Origin of the sequence: Lacinutrix venerupis, from assembly GCF_001971745.1 — a bacterium.
In the GTDB taxonomy this organism is placed as follows: domain Bacteria; phylum Bacteroidota; class Bacteroidia; order Flavobacteriales; family Flavobacteriaceae; genus Lacinutrix; species Lacinutrix venerupis.
The window spans coordinates 769456-788124 of record NZ_CP019352.1 but is presented as its reverse complement, the minus strand read 5'-3'; the positions used below and the strand labels follow the sequence as shown (position 1 = coordinate 788124).

At 30.8% G+C, this 18669-nt stretch carries 19 protein-coding genes; 10 read left to right on the top strand and 9 right to left on the bottom strand.

All coding sequences use genetic code 11. The features are described from left to right. Positions 1-3 precede the first annotated feature (3 nt). Positions 4-309 (top strand): rhodanese-like domain-containing protein, encoded by a 306-nt coding sequence (locus tag BWR22_RS03515; protein ID WP_076732054.1) that lies wholly within the window; start codon positions 4-6, stop codon positions 307-309. Here BWR22_RS03515 and BWR22_RS03510 read toward each other — a convergent pair. From BWR22_RS03510 to alaS, 3 genes are all read right to left on the bottom strand, one after another. Beyond that, a complete protein-coding gene (locus tag BWR22_RS03510; RefSeq protein ID WP_076732053.1) occupies positions 304-918 on the bottom strand; it encodes a DUF4230 domain-containing protein in 615 nt (204 codons plus the stop codon). The genes BWR22_RS03515 and BWR22_RS03510 overlap by 6 nt on opposite strands. A gap of 259 nt (positions 919-1177) precedes the next feature. After that, positions 1178-2122 (bottom strand): GSCFA domain-containing protein, encoded by a 945-nt coding sequence (locus tag BWR22_RS03505; RefSeq protein WP_076732052.1) that lies wholly within the window; start codon positions 2120-2122, stop codon positions 1178-1180. 30 nt (positions 2123-2152) lie between these two features. Then, complete coding sequence (gene alaS, locus BWR22_RS03500) at positions 2153-4768, bottom strand: alanine--tRNA ligase (RefSeq protein ID WP_076732051.1); 2616 nt, start codon at positions 4766-4768, stop codon at positions 2153-2155. 220 nt (positions 4769-4988) lie between these two features. On the opposite strand from alaS, the gene BWR22_RS03495 reads away from it, so the two are divergent. The 6 genes from BWR22_RS03495 (at position 4989) to BWR22_RS03470 (ending at position 8774) form a co-directional block, all read left to right on the top strand. Further along, on the top strand, positions 4989-5960 hold the full coding sequence (locus BWR22_RS03495) for a M23 family metallopeptidase (RefSeq protein WP_076732050.1): 972 nt from the start codon (positions 4989-4991) through the stop codon (positions 5958-5960). Continuing rightward, a complete protein-coding gene (locus BWR22_RS03490) occupies positions 5960-6289 on the top strand; it encodes a MerR family transcriptional regulator (protein ID WP_076732049.1) in 330 nt (109 codons plus the stop codon). The genes BWR22_RS03495 and BWR22_RS03490 overlap by 1 nt, the downstream gene beginning before the upstream one ends. Before the next feature lie 37 nt (positions 6290-6326). Next, on the top strand, positions 6327-6926 hold the full coding sequence (locus tag BWR22_RS03485) for a LemA family protein (RefSeq protein ID WP_076734355.1): 600 nt from the start codon (positions 6327-6329) through the stop codon (positions 6924-6926). 13 nt (positions 6927-6939) lie between these two features. Continuing rightward, a complete protein-coding gene (locus tag BWR22_RS03480) occupies positions 6940-7380 on the top strand; it encodes a TPM domain-containing protein (protein ID WP_076732048.1) in 441 nt (146 codons plus the stop codon). A gap of 20 nt (positions 7381-7400) precedes the next feature. Next, complete coding sequence (locus BWR22_RS03475) at positions 7401-8237, top strand: TPM domain-containing protein (RefSeq protein ID WP_241828226.1); 837 nt, start codon at positions 7401-7403, stop codon at positions 8235-8237. A 63-nt stretch (positions 8238-8300) separates the two neighbouring features. Beyond that, on the top strand, positions 8301-8774 hold the full coding sequence (locus BWR22_RS03470) for a TPM domain-containing protein (protein ID WP_076732046.1): 474 nt from the start codon (positions 8301-8303) through the stop codon (positions 8772-8774). On the opposite strand, the gene BWR22_RS03465 is transcribed toward BWR22_RS03470, so the two are convergent. From BWR22_RS03465 to BWR22_RS03445, 5 genes are all read right to left on the bottom strand, one after another. Further along, positions 8771-11551, bottom strand: a complete 2781-nt coding sequence (locus BWR22_RS03465; RefSeq protein WP_076732045.1) for an outer membrane beta-barrel protein — start codon at positions 11549-11551, stop codon at positions 8771-8773. The two genes, BWR22_RS03470 and BWR22_RS03465, sit on opposite strands and share 4 nt — an antisense overlap. A gap of 114 nt (positions 11552-11665) precedes the next feature. Next, complete coding sequence (gene der / locus BWR22_RS03460; protein ID WP_076732044.1) at positions 11666-12973, bottom strand: ribosome biogenesis GTPase Der; 1308 nt, start codon at positions 12971-12973, stop codon at positions 11666-11668. A gap of 163 nt (positions 12974-13136) precedes the next feature. Then, positions 13137-14660: a choice-of-anchor I family protein gene (locus BWR22_RS03455; RefSeq protein WP_076732043.1), complete on the bottom strand. Its 1524-nt coding sequence runs from the start codon at positions 14658-14660 to the stop codon at positions 13137-13139. Between the two features lie 130 nt (positions 14661-14790). Then, entirely contained in the window at positions 14791-15672 is an 882-nt protein-coding gene (gene era / locus BWR22_RS03450) for a GTPase Era (RefSeq protein ID WP_076732042.1), read from the bottom strand. Positions 15673-15699: 27 nt separating this feature from the next. Then, positions 15700-16158, bottom strand: a complete 459-nt coding sequence (locus BWR22_RS03445) for an RNA methyltransferase (RefSeq protein ID WP_076732041.1) — start codon at positions 16156-16158, stop codon at positions 15700-15702. Positions 16159-16332: 174 nt separating this feature from the next. Between BWR22_RS03445 and BWR22_RS03440 the strand changes: the two genes are divergently transcribed. Next, positions 16333-17148 carry a DUF6503 family protein gene (locus tag BWR22_RS03440; protein WP_076732040.1) on the top strand — a complete coding sequence of 272 codons (816 nt, stop codon included), beginning with the start codon at positions 16333-16335 and terminating at the stop codon, positions 17146-17148. Between the two features lies 1 nt (position 17149). Continuing rightward, a complete protein-coding gene (locus tag BWR22_RS03435) occupies positions 17150-17725 on the top strand; it encodes a DUF2911 domain-containing protein (RefSeq protein WP_076732039.1) in 576 nt (191 codons plus the stop codon). A gap of 49 nt (positions 17726-17774) precedes the next feature. Here the strand turns inward: BWR22_RS03435 and BWR22_RS03430 are convergent, their stop codons facing one another. Further along, positions 17775-18299 carry a DUF4136 domain-containing protein gene (locus tag BWR22_RS03430; RefSeq protein WP_076732038.1) on the bottom strand — a complete coding sequence of 175 codons (525 nt, stop codon included), beginning with the start codon at positions 18297-18299 and terminating at the stop codon, positions 17775-17777. Between the two features lie 114 nt (positions 18300-18413). Here BWR22_RS03430 and BWR22_RS03425 point away from each other — a divergent pair, with 114 nt between their 5' ends. Next, a complete protein-coding gene (locus tag BWR22_RS03425) occupies positions 18414-18668 on the top strand; it encodes an autorepressor SdpR family transcription factor (RefSeq protein ID WP_076732037.1) in 255 nt (84 codons plus the stop codon). The last annotated feature ends 1 nt before the right edge of the window (position 18669 follow it).

Sequence of the window (18669 nt, the reverse complement as noted above, 5' to 3'; positions counted from 1 at the left end):
ACTATGGGATTTTTAGATTTTATTTTTGGAGCAAAAAAACGACAAGTTGAAACATATTTAAATAATGGCGCAGTAATTTTAGATGTAAGAACACAACGCGAATGGAATAAAGGCCATATCGAAAATGCTGTACACATACCAATAGACGAGTTAAACAATCGTGTTGATGAAGTTAAAGCTTTAAACAAACCAGTTATTACTTGTTGTGAAAGTGGAGTTCGCTCTGCTAAAGCCGCTAAATTTCTAAACTTAAATAATATTAGTGCTATAAATGGTGGTGGCTGGATTGGCTTAAAAAAGAAACTATAATTTTAAACCTTGAAGCTCTTCAACTGCTTCTATTGTATTTTGATTATACTGTAATGTCCAACCTAAAGAATTGGTAAGAATATAAAATTTAGCCAACTCACTTATTAATCTATTTTTGGCGTTAGATTTTAAATCTGAAGCTTCAATTTTTTGCATTAATTGTTGGTTTACCGTTTTTTTAATAGCATTATAATCTTTGGCTTCAAACGGATTTAAAAAATCGGCCTGAATATCATAATATTCAAAATCTGGACTAATTTTTATTTCTTCTTCTGGAATATTTAAAATAGTTAGTGTCTTTGTGCTTTCATCTATTTTATATTCAATTTTACTTAAATCGTAAGCTATAGTTACATCTGCATTAACCACAACTAGTGCTTTTTTATCTACAGAAATTAAATTCCCAAATAAATTTTTTGAATTATTATAATTAAAAACCTGACTAAAATGACCTTCGGTCACTACAAGTTTACCTACATTTTTAAGCGACTCTTGAATTAAAGCAGAATGCTCTTGAAGTATAATTTTATCATCTTTTTTATCACTACAGTACTTAAAACTAAAAAGTATTATTAAGGTTATAACTACTCCAAAAAGTATTTTTCTCATATATCTAATTTAGTAAAAAATTAATTTACAAGTAATAAATCGATATTAAAAAAAACATCAGTACACAAGTTTTTAATACTTGAATACTGATGCTTGGGAATAGAGTTGATTAATAGCAAAACCAATTTAAGCTTAATTATTCTAAGTTCTTTTTTTATTCGATAAAATTAACAAAAAACTGTTTAAATGTATATTTGACAGAAAATTCATCAAAAAAATACTAACATCACAAAGAATGAAGCTCAAAGTTGAATTCTGTTTAAAATAAAATATGAGAGAATCGAGTTGTTAAAGATTCTTTTTTAATATCTAAGTTTAATAAAAACTCTTTATGAGCTTGAGAATTACTATTAAATGGTTTATGCTGAAGTCCTTTTTGCACAACATCAACTTCCTTCATGATTTGAAGTGCATCCAAATTTAACCAAACTTCTATAAATTTTTGCCATATATATTTAATAGCAGTAGTATTAGGATGCAACATATCGTCTTTATAAAAACGGTAATCGCGAAGCTCATCCATCATAATTTCATAAGATGGAAAATATAAAGTTTCTGTATTTAAAACTTGATGTATAGCAGAAATTAAGTGCGATTTACTTTGCATATTTTCTACAAAACCATCCTTTATATGCCTAACAGGAGAAACCGTAAAAATTACTTTTGCTGTTTTATTAACCGCTCTAATTTTAGTTATGCAATTTTGAAGACTTTTCTTTATACTCTCAATCGATAATAAGTTTTTTTTGAATGCTTTTTGAGGTACTTTATGGCAATTAGCAACAATTTTATTTTCTTCTACTAAATTATAAACCCAAGCTGTACCTAAGGTAATTATGATATGTGTTGACTCTAAAATACTTTTTTGAAGAAATTGAAGTTGTGTATTTAAATCTTTAAGCAAATCTTCTTTTGAAGCATTACTTAATACCGAATGTGCATCGAAACAATGCCATTGTTCGTTGTGATAAAAAACGTCGCTATCTAAATATTTTTTTTGCTGAAGCGCTCTTGATATTACTGTTTCTATAGCTTTAGGATGAAACAAAATACCAAAAGGATTTGAAATACTTTGAAATTTAAAATACTCTAATTTATTACCTATATTTTCTGAAAAACAAGAACCCAAAAGCAAGAGTTTTGAATTATAATCTATAAGATTATGCTCTTGCTTTTTTAGTTTTATGTTTGTTTGTAATTTCATTTATAAGCTAATTCTCAAATACAAAATGTATTATTGAATATATTTTTTCGCTTCATTTAAAGCGTCTGGAATACCAGCAGGATTTTTTCCGCCAGCGGTTGCAAAAAATGGTTGTCCGCCGCCGCCGCCATGAATTAGTTTTCCTAATTCTCTAACTACAGTTCCTGCGTTTAAACCTTTTTCGGCTACTAATTCTTTAGAAATATAACATGTTAACATAGCTTTTCCGCCAGCATCAGAACCAAATAATAAAAATAAATTCTTATGTTTTTGTCCCAACTCGAAAGCAACATCTTTAATACCTGAGGCATCTAAATCTACCTTTTCAGCTAAAAATTGAACTCCATTAATTTCAGTTAAATTGTTTGCTAATTCGCCTTTTAAATTTTTGGCTTTATCTTTTAGTAAACTTTCAATTTGCTTTTTTAAATCGCTATTTTCAGTTTGTAGTTTTACTAAAGCTTCTTTAGGATCTTTTGCATTGTTTAATAGAGATTTCATTTCTGAAAACACCTTACTATTTTCTGCATAAAAATCTTTAACAGCATCACTAGTAATAGCTTCAATTCTTCTAATTCCTGAAGCAACTGCACCTTCTGAAACTATTTTAAAATGCCAAATGTCACCTGTGTTTTTTACGTGAGTTCCACCACATAATTCTATAGACTGGCCAAAACGAATTGTTCTTACAGTATCGCCATACTTCTCACCAAATAATGCCATTGCTCCATCTTCAATCGCTTGATCCATTGGCACATTTCTATTTTCTTCTAAGGCTAGTTTTCCGTCAATTCTTCGGTTTACAAAATCTTCAACCTCTTGTAATTGTTCGTTTGTAACTTTAGAAAAATGAGAAAAATCGAAACGTAAGTATTTTGAGTGTACCGCACTACCTTTTTGCTCTACGTGAGTTCCTAAAATCTCACGCAATCCTTGGTGCAATAAGTGTGTTGCTGTATGGTTACATTCTGTTCTATAACGCTGTTTAGCATCTACAACAGCTTTAAACGTTTCGTTAATGTGCTTTGGTAGATTTTTAGTAAAGTGAATGATTACGTTATTTTCCTTTTTAGTATCTAAAATATAAACGACATCGCCATGAGCATCTTCTAAATACCCTTTATCACCTACTTGTCCGCCACCTTCTGCATAAAAAGGTGTTAAGTTGAATACTAGCTGATACATTTCACCATCTTTTTTAGAGGTTACTTTTCTATATCTTGTTAATTTTACATTAGCCTCTAAAGCATCGTAACCAATAAATTCTTGTTCAACATCATCAATTAAAGTTGTCCAATCATCAGATTTTAAAGAAGACGATTCACGACCGCGACTTTTTTGTTTTTCAAGTTCTGCGTTAAATTCTTCTACATTATAAGTGTAACCTTTTTCACGTAAAATTAAATCGGTTAAATCTTCAGGAAACCCATAAGTATCTTTTAACTCAAAAACTTTAGCGCCTAAAACTTCTTCTCCTTTTGTAGTTTCTATAATACGGTCTAGTAATAACAAACCTTGATCTAATGTTCTTAAAAACGACGTTTCTTCTTCTTTAATTACATTTTCAATAAGTTGTTTTTGTATTTTTAATTCTGGGAATGCTTCACCCATTTTATCACTTAAAACATCTACTAAACGGTAAATAAATGGTTCTTTTTTATCTAAAAATGTAAAACCATAACGTACTGCACGACGTAAAATGCGACGTATTACATATCCCGCACCTGTATTACTTGGTAATTGTCCATCTGCAATAGAGAATGCTACTGCACGCACGTGATCTGATATTACACGAATGGCAATATCGGTTTTTTCATCTTTATTATATTCTTTATCTGTAATGGTTTCTATTTCACGTATAATTGGTGTAAAAACATCTGTATCGTAGTTAGATTGTACGTTTTGCAGAACCATACATAAACGCTCAAATCCCATTCCTGTATCTATGTGTTTGTTTGGCAAACCTTCAAGCGATCCATTTGCTTTACGGTTGTATTGCATAAATACCAAGTTCCAAATCTCGACTACTTGCGGATGGTCCATATTCACTAAAGACTTACCGTCTACTTTTGCTTTTTCTTCGGCAGAACGAATATCTACATGTATCTCACTACAAGGTCCGCAAGGTCCTTGCTCACCCATTTCCCAAAAGTTATCTTTTTTATTTCCTTTTAAAATACGGTCTTCGCTAATGTATTGTTTCCAGATATCGAAAGCTTCGGTATCCATTTCAAGTTTATCGGTATCTTCGCTACCTTCAAAAACAGTTACATATAAAATGTCTTTATCTATTTTATAAACTTCGGTCAACAACTCCCAAGCCCAAGCTATTGCTTCTTTTTTAAAGTAATCTCCAAAGGACCAATTTCCTAACATTTCGAATAAAGTATGGTGGTACGTATCGTAACCAACTTCTTCTAAATCGTTATGTTTACCAGAAACACGCAAACATTTTTGAGAATCTGCTATACGTGTGTTTTTAGGCTCAGAGTTTCCTAAAAAATATTCTTTAAAAGGCACCATTCCTGCATTTACAAACATTAACGTTGGATCATCCTTTAAAACCATAGGAGCAGAAGGCACAATACCGTGTTTCTTTTTTTCGAAAAAATTTAAAAATGTAGAGCGAATATCTTGAGATTTCATCTGTTTACTTGTTGCTTTTATATTAATAAATGAAACTCACTTTACAATTTAGATTCTGTTAAACCTAATATTTATAGCTTATTTCAAATAGTATTGTTAATAATCTTGCTTTAACTAATCGCGAACGTTAGAAAACAATTTATATATTTGTTTTGCGTTTTTTAATAGTGTAACTTGATTTTGAGTTACATTTAACTGCAAAAATAGTATAATTTACACAATGAGTAAGGTAAAATATTATTATGATTCTGATACACTATCGTATCGTAAAATTGAACGTAAAAAACGTCGTACTTTAAAGTACTTTTTGGCCTTTTTATTTTCTTCTGCTTTATTTGGATTACTTTTTGTTTTTTTAGCAAGTCAGTTTTTTAAATCTCCTAATGAAAAAGCACTTGAAAGAGAATTAAGTAATATGCAGTTACAATTTGAGTTATTAAACAAAAAAATGACTGAAGCTGAAGCTGTACTTGCCAACGTAGAAGAAAGAGATAATAATATTTATAGATTGTATTTTGAATCTAATCCTATTCCAGAAGAACAACGAAAAGCAGGATTTGGAGGCGTAAACAGATACAAAGCTTTTGAAGGTTTTGATAATTCTAAACTAATTAAAGAAAGTAATAAACGTTTAGACATACTACAAAAACGAATTGTTGTACAGTCTAAATCTTTAGACGAAATTGCCATTTTAGCTGCAGAAAAAGAAAAGCTTTTAGCATCCATTCCAGCAATTCAACCTGTAAACAATGAAGATTTAACACGAATGGCTTCTGGCTATGGTATGCGTACAGATCCTTTTAATAAGACAAGGAAAATGCATTGGGGAATGGACTTTACTGCTCCTCGAGGCACGCCTATTTATGCTGCTGGAGATGGCGTTGTAGAACGAGCAGACAGTAACAGTTCTGGCTATGGTAAACACATACGTATAGATCATGGTTATGGTTATGTATCGCTATATGCACATTTATACAAATACAATGTTGGTAAAAACCAAAAAGTAAAACGTGGTGATTTAATTGGTTTTGTTGGAAGTACAGGCAGAAGTGAAGCTCCACATTTACATTACGAAATATTTAAAGATGGAGAACGTATTAACCCTATTAATTTCTATTACGGTAGTTTAACAGCAGAAGAATATAGTAAACTACTCGATCGTTCTTCTATAGAAAACCAATCTTTAGATTAATGCAAATAAACCTTCCAGAAAAAAGATATTATGCCATTGGCGAAGTAGCTAATGCCTTTAACGTAAACACGTCTTTAATTAGATTTTGGGAGAAAGAATTTGATGTTTTAAAACCTAAAAAAAACGCAAAAGGCAACCGTAAATTTACACCCGAAGATATTAAAAACCTTCAATTTATTTACCACTTAGTAAAAGAGCGTGGCTTCACATTAGAAGGTGCAAAAATTCATATTAAAGAAGAAAAGCAGAAAAGCCTTACTAATTTTGAAATAATTAGTAAATTAGAAGGCATTAAAGCACAATTAATAAAATTAAAAAATGAATTATAAAGAACTACCTGAACACTCAACTAAAAAACCAAACACCATGAAAAAATTTCTTATACCACTTGTAGTTATTGGAGTTATTATTTTTGCTATCTACTCTTGGGGAGTTGGCATTAACAATACAGCTGTAGAACTTGAAGCTAATGCAAAAACAGCTTGGTCTAATGTAGAAAGTAGCTACCAAAGAAGAAGCGACCTTTATAATTCTATTATAAAAACTGTACAAGGATCTGCAGATTTTGAAAGAAAAACTTTAAATGAAGTTATTGAAGCAAGATCTAAAGCCACTTCTGTTAATATAGACGCTAATAATTTATCACCAGAAAATGTAGCAAAATTTCAACAAGCACAAAGCCAATTAAGTGGTTCTTTTAGTAGACTTATTGCATCGTTTGAGCGTTACCCAGAATTAAGAACTACGGAGCAGTTTAAAGAATTTCAGTCTCAACAAGAAGGAACAGAAAACCGTATTAATGTTGCAAGAGATAGATATAATGATGCCGTAAACAAATACGATATTTATACTACAAAATTCCCAAACAAAATACTTGCAGGTATGTTTGGCTTTAAAGAAATGGCAAGATATAAAGCAGACCCAGGTTCTGAAAAAGTTCCAGATGTAGAATTTAAATTCGATTAATTTATTTAAATACATGCAAAATCCTGTTGAAGCATTTTTAACCACTATTGAAGAACAAGAGATTGTTGCTGCCATTCGTGAGGCAGAACAACAAACTTCTGGTGAAATTAGAGTACACATCGAAAACACTTGCAAAGGCAATATAGAAGATCGCGCTTTGGAGGTGTTTTCTATTTTAAAAATGCAAAATACAGAGTTACATAATGCTGTTTTAATTTATTTAGCAGTAAATGATAAAGCATTTGCTATCTATGGAGATAGAGGAATAAACGCTGTAGTCGCCGATAATTTTTGGGATGACACAAAAAATGTAATTCAAAATCACCTTAAAAAAGGCAATAGAAAGCAAGCTTTAGTTGATGGTATTTTACTTGCTGGAAAGCAACTAAAAGAATTCTTTCCTATTTCTAAAAATGATAGAAATGAATTAAGTAACACTATTTCTAAAGGATGAGTTTTTACAAACAATTTTCTGTGAGCAACTATCAGCCATTTGTAAGCCTATACAAAAACAATTTTGTACTTTTTTTAGGTCTTTTACTTTTAAGTAATTTATCTTTTGCTCAATACGATATTCCAGATACTCCAAAATTTCAAACTAGTGTTTACGATTATTATGGTTTGCTTCAATCTGGACAAAAAACAGCTTTAGAAAACAAACTTGTAAAATATTCTGATACAACCTCAACTCAAATTGTGATAGCAATTATATCTTCAACCAATGGAGAATACATAAATTATCTTGGTACGCAATGGGCACAAAAATGGGGCATTGGAGATCAAGAAAAAGACAATGGTATTTTTATATTATTAGCACGAGATGATAGAAAAATAAGTATTAGCACTGGTTACGGTACAGAACATTTAATGACAGATGCCATATCACGACGTATTATAGAACGAGATATTATCCCTTATTTTAAACGTAACGATTACTATGGCGGTTTAAATCGTGGTGCAGATGCTATTTTTGAAGTAATGCAAGGCGAATACCAAGGAACAAGACAAACCAGTAGCGAAGCCTTTCCTTTTGCTGTAGTATTTTTTATGTTTATTGTTTTTGTAATTATACTTATATCTATTTCTAAAAACCGACGTGGTGGCGGGAATGGAGGCGATAGGTTTGACGGCAGAAATACCACACGAGACATCCTTGAAGCTATAATATTAAGCAACTCTGGGCGCGGAGGTTACAGAAGTGGATCTGGAGGTTTTGGAGGTGGTTTTGGCAGTGGAGGATCTTCAGGTGGTTTTGGAGGTGGCTTTGGCGGCGGCGGTTTCGGCGGAGGTGGAGCTTCTGGCGGATGGTAATTTACGTTTTTAACACTTACCATCTAAACATATTAACACTGCTAATATATTTCAATTTTAAAAATGAAAAAACTTGCCATTATTTCAATAATTTTATTGCTTATATCTTGCAAACAAAATAATCCCAAGACAATTGTTGCAATTGATGTTGTGCAAGATTATAGCCAATTATTTTCAGCTGAAGAAAAACAAACACTTTCAGAAAAAATAATTAATTACGAAAAGAAAACAACCAATCAAATTTGTGTTTACACTATCGATTCTCTTCCACAAAACACAAATTCACTTTATTATGCTACAAATCTAGCTATGGAACTTGGTGTAGGTACTAAGGATAAAAATAATGGTCTTTTGCTTTTAATATCGAAATATGATAGAAAAATAGCCATTGCTACAGGTACCGAAACAGAAAAAACAATTACAGATCTTATAGCAAATGAGATAATTACCACTACTATTGTTCCAAAATTTAAAGAAAATCTTTATTTTAAGGGAGTGAGCAATAGTTTAGACTCTATTATAAAAAAATGGAATTAATCGAAAAAATAAATATCATTATCCTTACTTTCTCCTTTAGAACCTAAGCTATTAAATTTCCAACTAAAACTTAACATAAAGTATTGCTGTAATACTGTACTCTGTGAATCTTGAATATAATCCTGTGTTGCAATACGTCTAGCGTTTGTATTTTGATTTAACAAATCGTAAACTTTAAGAGTTAAAGCTCCTTGATCTTTTAAAACAGAATAAGCTAAAGTTGAGTTCCAAAACCATGCTGTTTTTTGAAATCCGTCTGCAATATTAGGATTATAATTAAAACTTACATCGTTTCTCCATTCAAAGTTTTTTGGTAGAAAAGTTGCTGTTCTAACTCCGGCATCATGACTAGTAAAGTTTCTATCTTCAAAAGCCTCTATATCATAAGTATTTTTAGTGTATGTAATTCTATAGTAAGGCTTAAACTCCAGAACCTTATCCCAAATAAAATCGACTCCTATATTTGGCGTTAATGAATTTACTTTACTGTCGTATTGCACATCGTTATTAAAATTTACATTTTTTGTAAAGTTAGTCCAGGCTCCTAATCTAAATTTTATTTTTCTAATAGAATCTAACTTAAAATCTTTACTATACCTTCCATAAATACCCATATTATAATTACCATCTACGTTTTCGTAAGTTGTTACTCTTTTTAAAGTTTCAGGATCTACTGTGGTTTTAGATATAACTTGATTATTAGAAATTTCTGCATTAGCATTTAAATACAAACCTGTTTTTTTCTGCCAATCGAAACCATTATAACCAATATAAACACGATGACTTTTTTCTGGTTCTAAATTTGGGTTACCTACAACAGTGTTTAATGGATTTGAAACATCAGTAAATGCTTGTAACTGTCTTAAAGCTGGCGGATTATTACTTAGTCTATAATTTGCGTAAATTGATGCTTTTGGACTAAAGCGATAATTAAGATAAGAGTTTATTTCTGCATTATTAAAATCGCGCTCTACGTTAAATTGAGGCCTTAAAAGATCATTATTTTTAAGTGTTCTCATATTATAACTAATATTAAAACGTCCTGACAATTTCTCTCCTCGGTAACTTAAAGCAACTCCAGGAATACTTCTAGAATCTACATACTCGAAATCTGTACTTAACTCTGTATTAAAATCTGCATAATCTTGTAATACCTCATTAAAATCGAAAGTACTCTCTCTATTTTCATCTTTATCCCTTGCGTATTGATATTCAAAATTTAAAAATAATTTTTTAGCTACCAAAGGCAATCTATACGTTAATTCTGCACTTATACCGTTACTGTTTTTTTCTCCATCGGTAAATTGATTTCTATTAATAGTTTCTGGATCGGTACCAAAAACTTCGGTATTCGAGTTTATAAAGTCGTCGTTTTCAGTTTCATTTATTCTATTTTCTAATTCAAAACGCAAAAATGAACCTTTGCTACCAAAGCGTTTAGTTAAACTTAACTCATTAGAGAAATCTTTTCCAAAACTTTCGACATTAGAATTTACGGTAGATTGATTTGTTAATACACGATCTTCGTCTAAAGTCTCATCGTTACTACTATAAAGTGTTCTACTTTTAGAGTAGTTAAATGATGGTGCTATATTAATTTGAAATGTTGAATCTGTTTCAATTTCAAATTCTAGGTTTGCTGTATGGCTATCTGTATCGTTTTCGGATTTAGAATTAGTATTATTAAAAAATCTAGAGTCTGACAATATAGTTTCTCGTTGAGAAGACGACTCGTTTTCCGAACTACTTGAAGAGAAAAAATAATCTCCAGAAGCCTCTGTTTTTTCGCCAATTTTATCGGCATAATTTACTCCTGCATTTTGAGAAGTTGTAATACCTACTCCGCCTCCAAAAGAACGACCACCAATAGAAAAAGACCCATTACTACTCCACGATGTGCTTCCTCCACGCCCAAACATTTTAGAAATTTCACCAAAACTAAATCCTGGAGAATTTGTATTATTTCCTCCCGCTAAAACACTTACTCTTTGATCGTTATCAAAATAATTAAGCATTCCTGCAAACTCATAACGCTCATCGGTTCCTCCACCTGCAGAAACGCGTCCAAAAACACCTTTATTATTTTCTTCTTTAATTGTAAGATTTATGGTTTTGTTTTCTTTATCTCCAGCTTCTCCAGAAAATGCTTCTGCTTTAGTTTTTGTATCAACAATCTGGATTTTTTCAATAATATCTTTGGTTAAATTTTTAGTAGTTATAGACGGATCGTTTCCAAAAAAAGGCTTCCCATTTACTAAAATTTTATTTACTTCTTTTCCATTTACTTTAATTTTTCCTTCTTCATCTATTTCTACACCTGGCAATTCTTTAAGCAAATCTTCTACATTAGCATCTTTTTTTGTCTTAAAAGAACTAACATTAAACTCTAAAGTATCTTTTTTAATGGTTACTGGAGCTGTAGATTTAAGTACAACTTCGTCTAAGGCATTAGACATTTCAAGTGGAATTATACCAATATCTTGAACATCTTTATCCATTTTTATTTTTTTATGATAGGTTTTAAAACCTACATAAGAAACATAAAAATTCAAGTACTCATCTGAGGTTGAGTTTTCTAAAGAAAATAACCCATCTTTATCTGAAATTGTATAAGTAACTAAAGCACTGTCTTTAACACGCTGTAGAAAAACAGTAGCTGCTTCCATAGGATATTGATCCTCGGCATCGACTAGCTTACCTGTTACTTTAAAATCTTTAGATTGAGAAAACGAAAATGACACACATAATAGTGCTGCGAAAAAAAATAATTTGCGCATGGTTTGGTTGGTTTTTTAGTGATTGATGATAGAGTTTAGCGTAAAATAAAAACGAAAATACTATAGATAAAGTATGAAACTCTTAAAAAAAATATAAAAAACCAGCCTAATATGTTATTTTTTACGCATATACACACTTACTGGAACACCAGTAAAATCGAACAATTCACGTAGTTTATTTTCTAAAAAACGCTTATATGGTTCTCGAACATATTGTGGTAAATTACAGAAAAAAGCAAATTGCGGTTGTGGTGTTGGCAATTGCATAACATATTTAATTTTTACAAATTTACCTTTGTATGCTGGTGGTGGATAATTTTCAATAATTGGTAAAAATGTATCGTTTAAAACACTTGTTTTTATTTTTTTAGTTCGGTTTTTATAAACCTCAACAGCAGTTTCTATAGCTTTATAGATACGTTGTTTTGTTAAAGCTGACATAAATACAATAGGCACATCTGTAAATGGCTCGCATTGTTGACGTATGTGCTTCTCGAATGCAATTGTTGTTTTATGGTCTTTTTCTACTAAATCCCATTTATTAACTAAAATTACAATTCCTTTTCTATTTCTTTGTGCTAACCAAAAGATGTTTTGCACTTGTCCGTCAAAGCCTCTATTAGCATCTACAACTATTAGACATACATCTGCATGCTCAATAGCACGAACAGATCGCATAACAGAATAAAACTCTAAGTCTTCTTTTACTTTGGATTTTTTTCTAATTCCTGCAGTATCTACTAAGTTAAAATCGAAACCAAAACGATTATATTTGGTATCTATTGCATCTCTTGTTGTGCCTGCAATATCTGTTACTATATATCTATCTTCTCCTATTAAAGCATTAATAAATGAAGATTTTCCAGCGTTAGGACGACCTACAACTGCAAATCTTGGGAGCTCGTCTTTTTCAACATTCTGCTCTTTTTCTGGAAGCGCTTCAACCAAAGCATCTAACAAATCTCCTGTTCCACTTCCATTGATACTAGCTATGGTAAAATAATTTCCTAAACCTAAACTATAGAATTCTACGGCATCTTCTGCACGCTTATTGTTATCTACTTTATTTACAACTAAAAATACAGGTTTAGTAACTCTACGTAATAATTTAGCAACATCTTCATCCATTCCTGTAACACCATCTTCTACATCTACCATAAATATAATAGCATCTGCTTCATCGATAGCTAACTCTACTTGCTTATCTATTTCAGCTTCAAAAATATCATCACTTCCTTTTACATAACCTCCTGTGTCTATTAATGAAAATTCTTTACCATTCCAATCGCTTTTTCCATAATGGCGATCTCTTGTAACACCACTTACGGCATCTACAATGGCCTCGCGACGCTGAATTAAACGATTAAAGAATGTTGATTTTCCAACATTTGGTCTTCCTACAATAGCTACTATATTACTCATAATTTACGTTTTAGTCTGCATTACATATCCTGTAAGCGGCTGCAAAGGTAATGTTTAGTTTAAGATAAAATACACATTTTTTAATTCTTTATAAGTATTTAAAGCAAAAAATGCTTTGTCTAAACATTTAAGACAAAGCATTTTATTATTTTAATTAGTTATTTTATTGTTGGTTTTCGTAGAATGTAACTGTTCCACTATCTTCATTAGATACTATTAATAAATCTCTTCCGTTAGGACTATCTTCTGCAGAAACTACTAATAAACCTTCTGGCGCCTCATCTCCTGTATGAGATAATATTGTTAAGAATGTTGGTGCTGTTGGATTTGTAATATCATAAACCATAATTTGATCTGTTCTTTCTAACCCTACAAAAAGTAAGTAACGCTGGTTACTCATATTTAAAACAGCAACACTTTCTGGCTCTGCTCCTTTATCATCACTTCTCCCATCTTCATCATTAAATTGGTTTGGTGTTAAAGCAAGTGTTTGTGCTGCAATGCTATTACCACTATCGTAAGCTAGTGTTCCGTTTGCATTCCACACACTAAAAGAACGCGCTCCATAACTGTAAATCTCATCTAAATCGCCATCATTATCAATGTCACCTAGAGTTGTTGTTGTTTTTAATCTTCCTAAATTCTCGTCGTTTAAATACTCTAAGGAAGCTGGAAAAACAGTTTCATCTAAAGTTAAGTCTTTAAGTCTTTCTTCTTCACTAAATCCATCATAATCTCTAGCATCACCTTCGTTTGCAGAAATTACATATTCTGTTCCTGCGATATTTACATATACTATTGCGTCTGGCTGGTAGATACCTTTAATTGGCCAATTTTTTAATTCTGTTACAGAATCATCGTCACTAGCATCTAATGAATTTTGTGGTAAACTATGATCTTTAAAACCTAATGGATAAATAGCCTCTATAGTCTTAGATGTTAAATTAACTTTTGCTATACCATTATTCTCTTGTAACGAAACCCACGCGTATTGAGAATCGTCTGAAATAGCAATATATTCTGGTTCAACATCTGTTGCTAAATTAGCATTTGGTCCAAAAACTCTAAATCCTTGTGTTTTTAATGAAGCTTCTTGACTGTTAAATGCTGAAAAATCTAAAGTCGTTACAGAATCGTCGTTTAAGTCTATAATACTAACTGTTCCTAATGGATCTACAGTATAATCATCGTTTGGCTCTCCTTCGTTTGCAGAAACTATTACGTTTCCACTATTTGTAAAAGTTACCATATCTGGTAATGCTCCAACCGTGTACTGGTTAATTAGTGTAGCATCTGCCGTATTGTATACTAATATTTTACCAGGATTTTGCTTAACATCTGCTTCTACTGCAATAGCTAATTTTCCATTTGAAACTGCCACACTATTTGGCGCTCCAAAGGCATTTAAATTTATTGAAGTTTCTTGTACAGGAGCATTTAAATCTGAAATGTTATAAATAGAAATCTCGTTAGATTCTGCATTAGTAATAAATATTTTTTTTGTAATTGCATCGTAGGCAGAGATTTCTGCAGATGCTGCTCCTCCAACATTTATTGTTGCCTTATGTTGAAAATTAACATCGGTATTAACAATTTCTTCTGGAATATTTGTATTGTCATCATCATTTTGACATGCAAATGTTAAAAGCGCTAAACACGCTATCGTACTCTTGTTTAAAAATTTCATTTTTTTGGTTTTTTGTTGACATCAAAAATGAAATTTTACCATTAACTAAACATTAATGCTAATTGAAGAAATAATTAGCATTTATTTAAAAAAACGACTAAAATTTAAGTAAACGTTACCTAAACTTTAATTATTGGTTATAACCAAAACGTTTTAATTGACGTTGATCGCTTCTCCAATTCTTATTTACTTTTACATAAAGTTCTAAATGAATTTGCTTGCCAAAGAATTTTTCTAAATCTTTTCTTGCCTCTACTCCTACACGTTTTAAAGCAGAACCTTTGTGACCTATAATAATTCCTTTTTGTGTTTCGCGTTCCACCATAATTACAGAACGAATTCTAATAATATTTTCTTCTTCAAAAAACTCTTCGGTATCAATTTCTACAGCATAAGGTATTTCCTTTTTGTAGTGCATTAATATTTTTTCGCGAATAGTTTCGTTTATAAAAAAGCGTTCTGGTTTATCTGTTAATTGATCTTTTGGGTAGTATGGTGGAGATTCTGGAAGTAACTCTATAATTTTATCGAAAACCTCTTTTACATTAAAACCTTCTAATGCAGAAATGGCAATAATTTCGGCATTTGGGACTTTTTTTGCCCAAAGTTGTACTTGCTCTTCAAGTTGCTCTTGATTAGATTTATCTATTTTATTTAATAATAATAAAACAGGAATTTTAGCATTGGTAATTTTATTAAAAAAAGCTTCGTCTTTTAATTCCTTTTCACCAATTTCTACCATGTAAATAAGCAAATCTGCATCATCAAATGCCGATTTTACAAAATCCATCATAGAGGCTTGCAACTCGTAAGCCGGTTTTATAATTCCTGGTGTATCACTTAATACAACCTGAAAATTTTCACCATTTACAATACCTAATATTCTATGTCTTGTTGTTTGCGCCTTAGACGTGATAATAGATAATTTTTCACCTACAAAGGCATTCATTAATGTTGATTTGCCAACGTTTGGATTACCTATAATATTTACAAAACCTGCTTTATGACTCATAATAATCTTATTTAGTACACTGCAAAGTTACGACCTTGGTTTATTTATTCCTCTATCGTAAAGCACAATACTTCCTGCAACCGATACATTTAAACTTAATTCACTCTTAAATTTAACTAAATGGTGTGATTTCTCTATAGCTTGTTTAGATAAACCATGATCTTCTGCTCCCAATAAATATACACAACGCCTTGGATGATTAAAAATTTCTAAATCTACAGCTTCATCTGTTAATTCCACACCTACTAATCTTGCGCCTTTTGGTAAGTGGCTATAAAACTCATCAAAATTTTCGTAATGAAAGTAAGGCATAGATTTTACTGCATTATGCGTATCGCAAGCTTGTTTTGCATAACGATTTCCAATAGTAAATATAAAACTTGCTCCTAAATTTTGAGCTGATCTCCATAATACACCAAGATTTTCTGGTGTTTTACCGTTTTGTATTCCAATACCAAAAAACTCATTTTTGAAGTTATCTATCATATTGCAAAAATAATAAAGTTAGATAATGTAAATTATAATTCCTTTAGTTTTGTTAAAATACCCTCATAGTTTATTGGTTCAATTTATCTTTACTTTTTTATAAAATAATTGAAAGCTATTTATTTTAAGTTCGACCAAGATTAGAAGTTTTCAATTAAAAAAACAAAAACTATAATGTCATCACTTAAAATTGTTTTAATCTCTTGCTGTATATTACTATTTTTTTCTTGTAAGCAAAACAAATCAAATGCTATAAAAGACAACAATAATAGTACTGATACTGTAAGCACTGTTACTCTTTCAAAATCTCAAAAAATATTAAATAAAACAATTGCCGCTCATGGTGGTGATTTATACACCACAGCACACTATTCTTTCATTTTTAGAGGCAATACTTATAGTTTTAAAAACACTGTTAATGGTTATGAGTATTGGAAAGAAACTAAAACTGATAGTAATTTAATTCAAGATTACTTAAAAAATGATAAATTTTCTAGAACTACATTTAACGAGAGTAATAAAGGAGAATGGGTAGATTTATCTGAAAAGGAAATTAAAAGCGCCAAAGGTGCAATAAATTCGGTTATTTATTTTGCAACATTACCACATAAATTAAATGACGAAGCTGTAAATTCTAAATACGTTGAAAGCACATCTATTAAAAATAAAAATTACGATGTTATTGAAATAACATTTAACAAAGAAGGTGGTGGCGAAGACCATGATGATGAGTTTTATTACTGGATAAATAAAGACACAAATAAAATTGATTATTTAGCTTATAACTATACGGTAAACAAAGGCGGCGTTCGTTTTAGAAGCGCATACAACCGTAGCGTTGTAGACGGTATAACTTTTCAAGATTACATAAATTATAAAGCAGAAACAGGAACACCATTAAAAGATTTACCAACACTTTATGAAGCTGAAGAATTAAAAGAACTTTCAAAAATTAAAACTGAAAATATTATTAACTTAAACAAAAACTAAAATGAAAAAATTACTATTTATTATTGCAATTGCACTTATAGGAACAACTGCAAACGCACAAAAATTCTCGAAAATGGACAAGAGCCCAATGGATCGTGCTTATTTTCCAGCTGGCGCTCCACATAGAACTTTTGAAAAAGATGTTGCTAAACAAAAAGCTTTAACACCACAAATTAGAGTAACTTATTCTCGTCCTGAAAAAAAAGGAAGAGATATTTTTGGAGGCCTATTAAAATATGGTGAAGCATGGAGAGTTGGTGCAAACGAATCTACCGAAATATTATTTGAAAATGATGTTGTTTTTGGAGGAAAAGATATTAAAGCTGGGCGTTACACTATAATTATTATTCCTACAGAAAAAGAATGGACATTAAATTTAAATACAGATTTAGATGGTTGGGGAAATTATGGTTATGATGCTACAAAAAACATTGCAAGCGTTACAGCACCTGTAAGTAAAAGCGACAAAGAGATTGAAAATTTATCTATTGCGTTATACGAGGCAGCACCTAAAACTGTACATTTAAAAATTGGTTGGGATAACACAGTTGCCGAATTTCCAATTACATTAAAATAAATAATAAACTTTTTATAAAAAAGGCTTCCTAAACAGGAAGCCTTTTTTTTTATTTTATATCTGGAGGATAACCTTCCAAAACTTTATTAACTATAGCTTTAAATCGTGCCTCACGTTTTTCTGGACTTTGGTTTTGTTTAAAAGAACTCTCACTTGTAGCTTGCCAAAATAAACCAGTTTTATTTTCATCTACAAACTCAATTGTAATTTGCCTGTTAATACTAGATTGACCTACAGGAATACCAACCGAAATACCTCCACCAAAACCACGATTACCTCCACCAACTCCTACTCCAACATTATTTCTCGATGCTTCTTGAAACTCATTACTTTTAATATCTATATAAAAACTTGCGTTTTGCGTTTTAACCAATCCCATTTCGTTTAATTTATAATCTAACGCAGCTATTAATCTTTTTTCATCTAATTCATTTAAACCAGATTCTATATTACTAAAAAAATTATACGTTTTATATTCATTAAAATTTGTAGTTTTCTCGTAATCGTAATTAACGTAAATTGGCGCACAAGAAGCTAAACAAAGTATTAATGCAAAATATTTAAATATCTTCATAATTATTTTTTTTGTTTAAAGTTAATTAAAAAAAGACCATTTTTTAAATCTTGAAATCAATTCTTATTTTGATAATTAAAATAATATTTAGATATTTGTCTAAATACCTAAATAATGAATCTTTTATTTAAAGCTTTAAACGATGATACCAGAAGACAAATTTTGGAATTATTAAAAGAAAAAGACAGAACTGCTGGCGAAATTGCAGATGCCTTTAACATCTCTAAACCTAGTATTTCGCATCATTTAGATATTTTAAAAAGAGCCGATTTAGTAAGCAGCGAAAAAAAAGGGCAATTTGTTGAATACTCTATTAACACAAGTATTTTAGAAGATGTTTTGCAATGGATAATTACTTTAAAAAAATAAA

What these genes read in the sequence shown, in the direction of transcription:
- BWR22_RS03430 (WP_076732038.1), bottom strand. Translation starts at nt 18,299, where the DNA reads ATGAAGATATTTAAATATTTTGCATTAATACTTTGTTTAGCTTCTTGT.
- era (WP_076732042.1), bottom strand. Translation starts at nt 15,672, where the DNA reads ATGAGTCATAAAGCAGGTTTTGTAAATATTATAGGTAATCCAAACGTT.
- BWR22_RS03480 (WP_076732048.1), top strand. Translation starts at nt 6,940, where the DNA reads ATGCAAAATCCTGTTGAAGCATTTTTAACCACTATTGAAGAACAAGAG.
- BWR22_RS03470 (WP_076732046.1), top strand. Translation starts at nt 8,301, where the DNA reads ATGAAAAAACTTGCCATTATTTCAATAATTTTATTGCTTATATCTTGC.
- BWR22_RS03455 (WP_076732043.1), bottom strand. Translation starts at nt 14,660, where the DNA reads ATGAAATTTTTAAACAAGAGTACGATAGCGTGTTTAGCGCTTTTAACA.
- der (WP_076732044.1), bottom strand. Translation starts at nt 12,973, where the DNA reads ATGAGTAATATAGTAGCTATTGTAGGAAGACCAAATGTTGGAAAATCA.
- alaS (WP_076732051.1), bottom strand. Translation starts at nt 4,768, where the DNA reads ATGAAATCTCAAGATATTCGCTCTACATTTTTAAATTTTTTCGAAAAA.
- BWR22_RS03495 (WP_076732050.1), top strand. Translation starts at nt 4,989, where the DNA reads ATGAGTAAGGTAAAATATTATTATGATTCTGATACACTATCGTATCGT.
- BWR22_RS03435 (WP_076732039.1), top strand. Translation starts at nt 17,150, where the DNA reads ATGAAAAAATTACTATTTATTATTGCAATTGCACTTATAGGAACAACT.
- BWR22_RS03445 (WP_076732041.1), bottom strand. Translation starts at nt 16,158, where the DNA reads ATGATAGATAACTTCAAAAATGAGTTTTTTGGTATTGGAATACAAAAC.
- BWR22_RS03515 (WP_076732054.1), top strand. Translation starts at nt 4, where the DNA reads ATGGGATTTTTAGATTTTATTTTTGGAGCAAAAAAACGACAAGTTGAA.
- BWR22_RS03440 (WP_076732040.1), top strand. Translation starts at nt 16,333, where the DNA reads ATGTCATCACTTAAAATTGTTTTAATCTCTTGCTGTATATTACTATTT.
- BWR22_RS03505 (WP_076732052.1), bottom strand. Translation starts at nt 2,122, where the DNA reads ATGAAATTACAAACAAACATAAAACTAAAAAAGCAAGAGCATAATCTT.
- BWR22_RS03510 (WP_076732053.1), bottom strand. Translation starts at nt 918, where the DNA reads ATGAGAAAAATACTTTTTGGAGTAGTTATAACCTTAATAATACTTTTT.
- BWR22_RS03425 (WP_076732037.1), top strand. Translation starts at nt 18,414, where the DNA reads ATGAATCTTTTATTTAAAGCTTTAAACGATGATACCAGAAGACAAATT.
- BWR22_RS03490 (WP_076732049.1), top strand. Translation starts at nt 5,960, where the DNA reads ATGCAAATAAACCTTCCAGAAAAAAGATATTATGCCATTGGCGAAGTA.
- BWR22_RS03465 (WP_076732045.1), bottom strand. Translation starts at nt 11,551, where the DNA reads ATGCGCAAATTATTTTTTTTCGCAGCACTATTATGTGTGTCATTTTCG.
- BWR22_RS03485 (WP_076734355.1), top strand. Translation starts at nt 6,327, where the DNA reads ATGAAAAAATTTCTTATACCACTTGTAGTTATTGGAGTTATTATTTTT.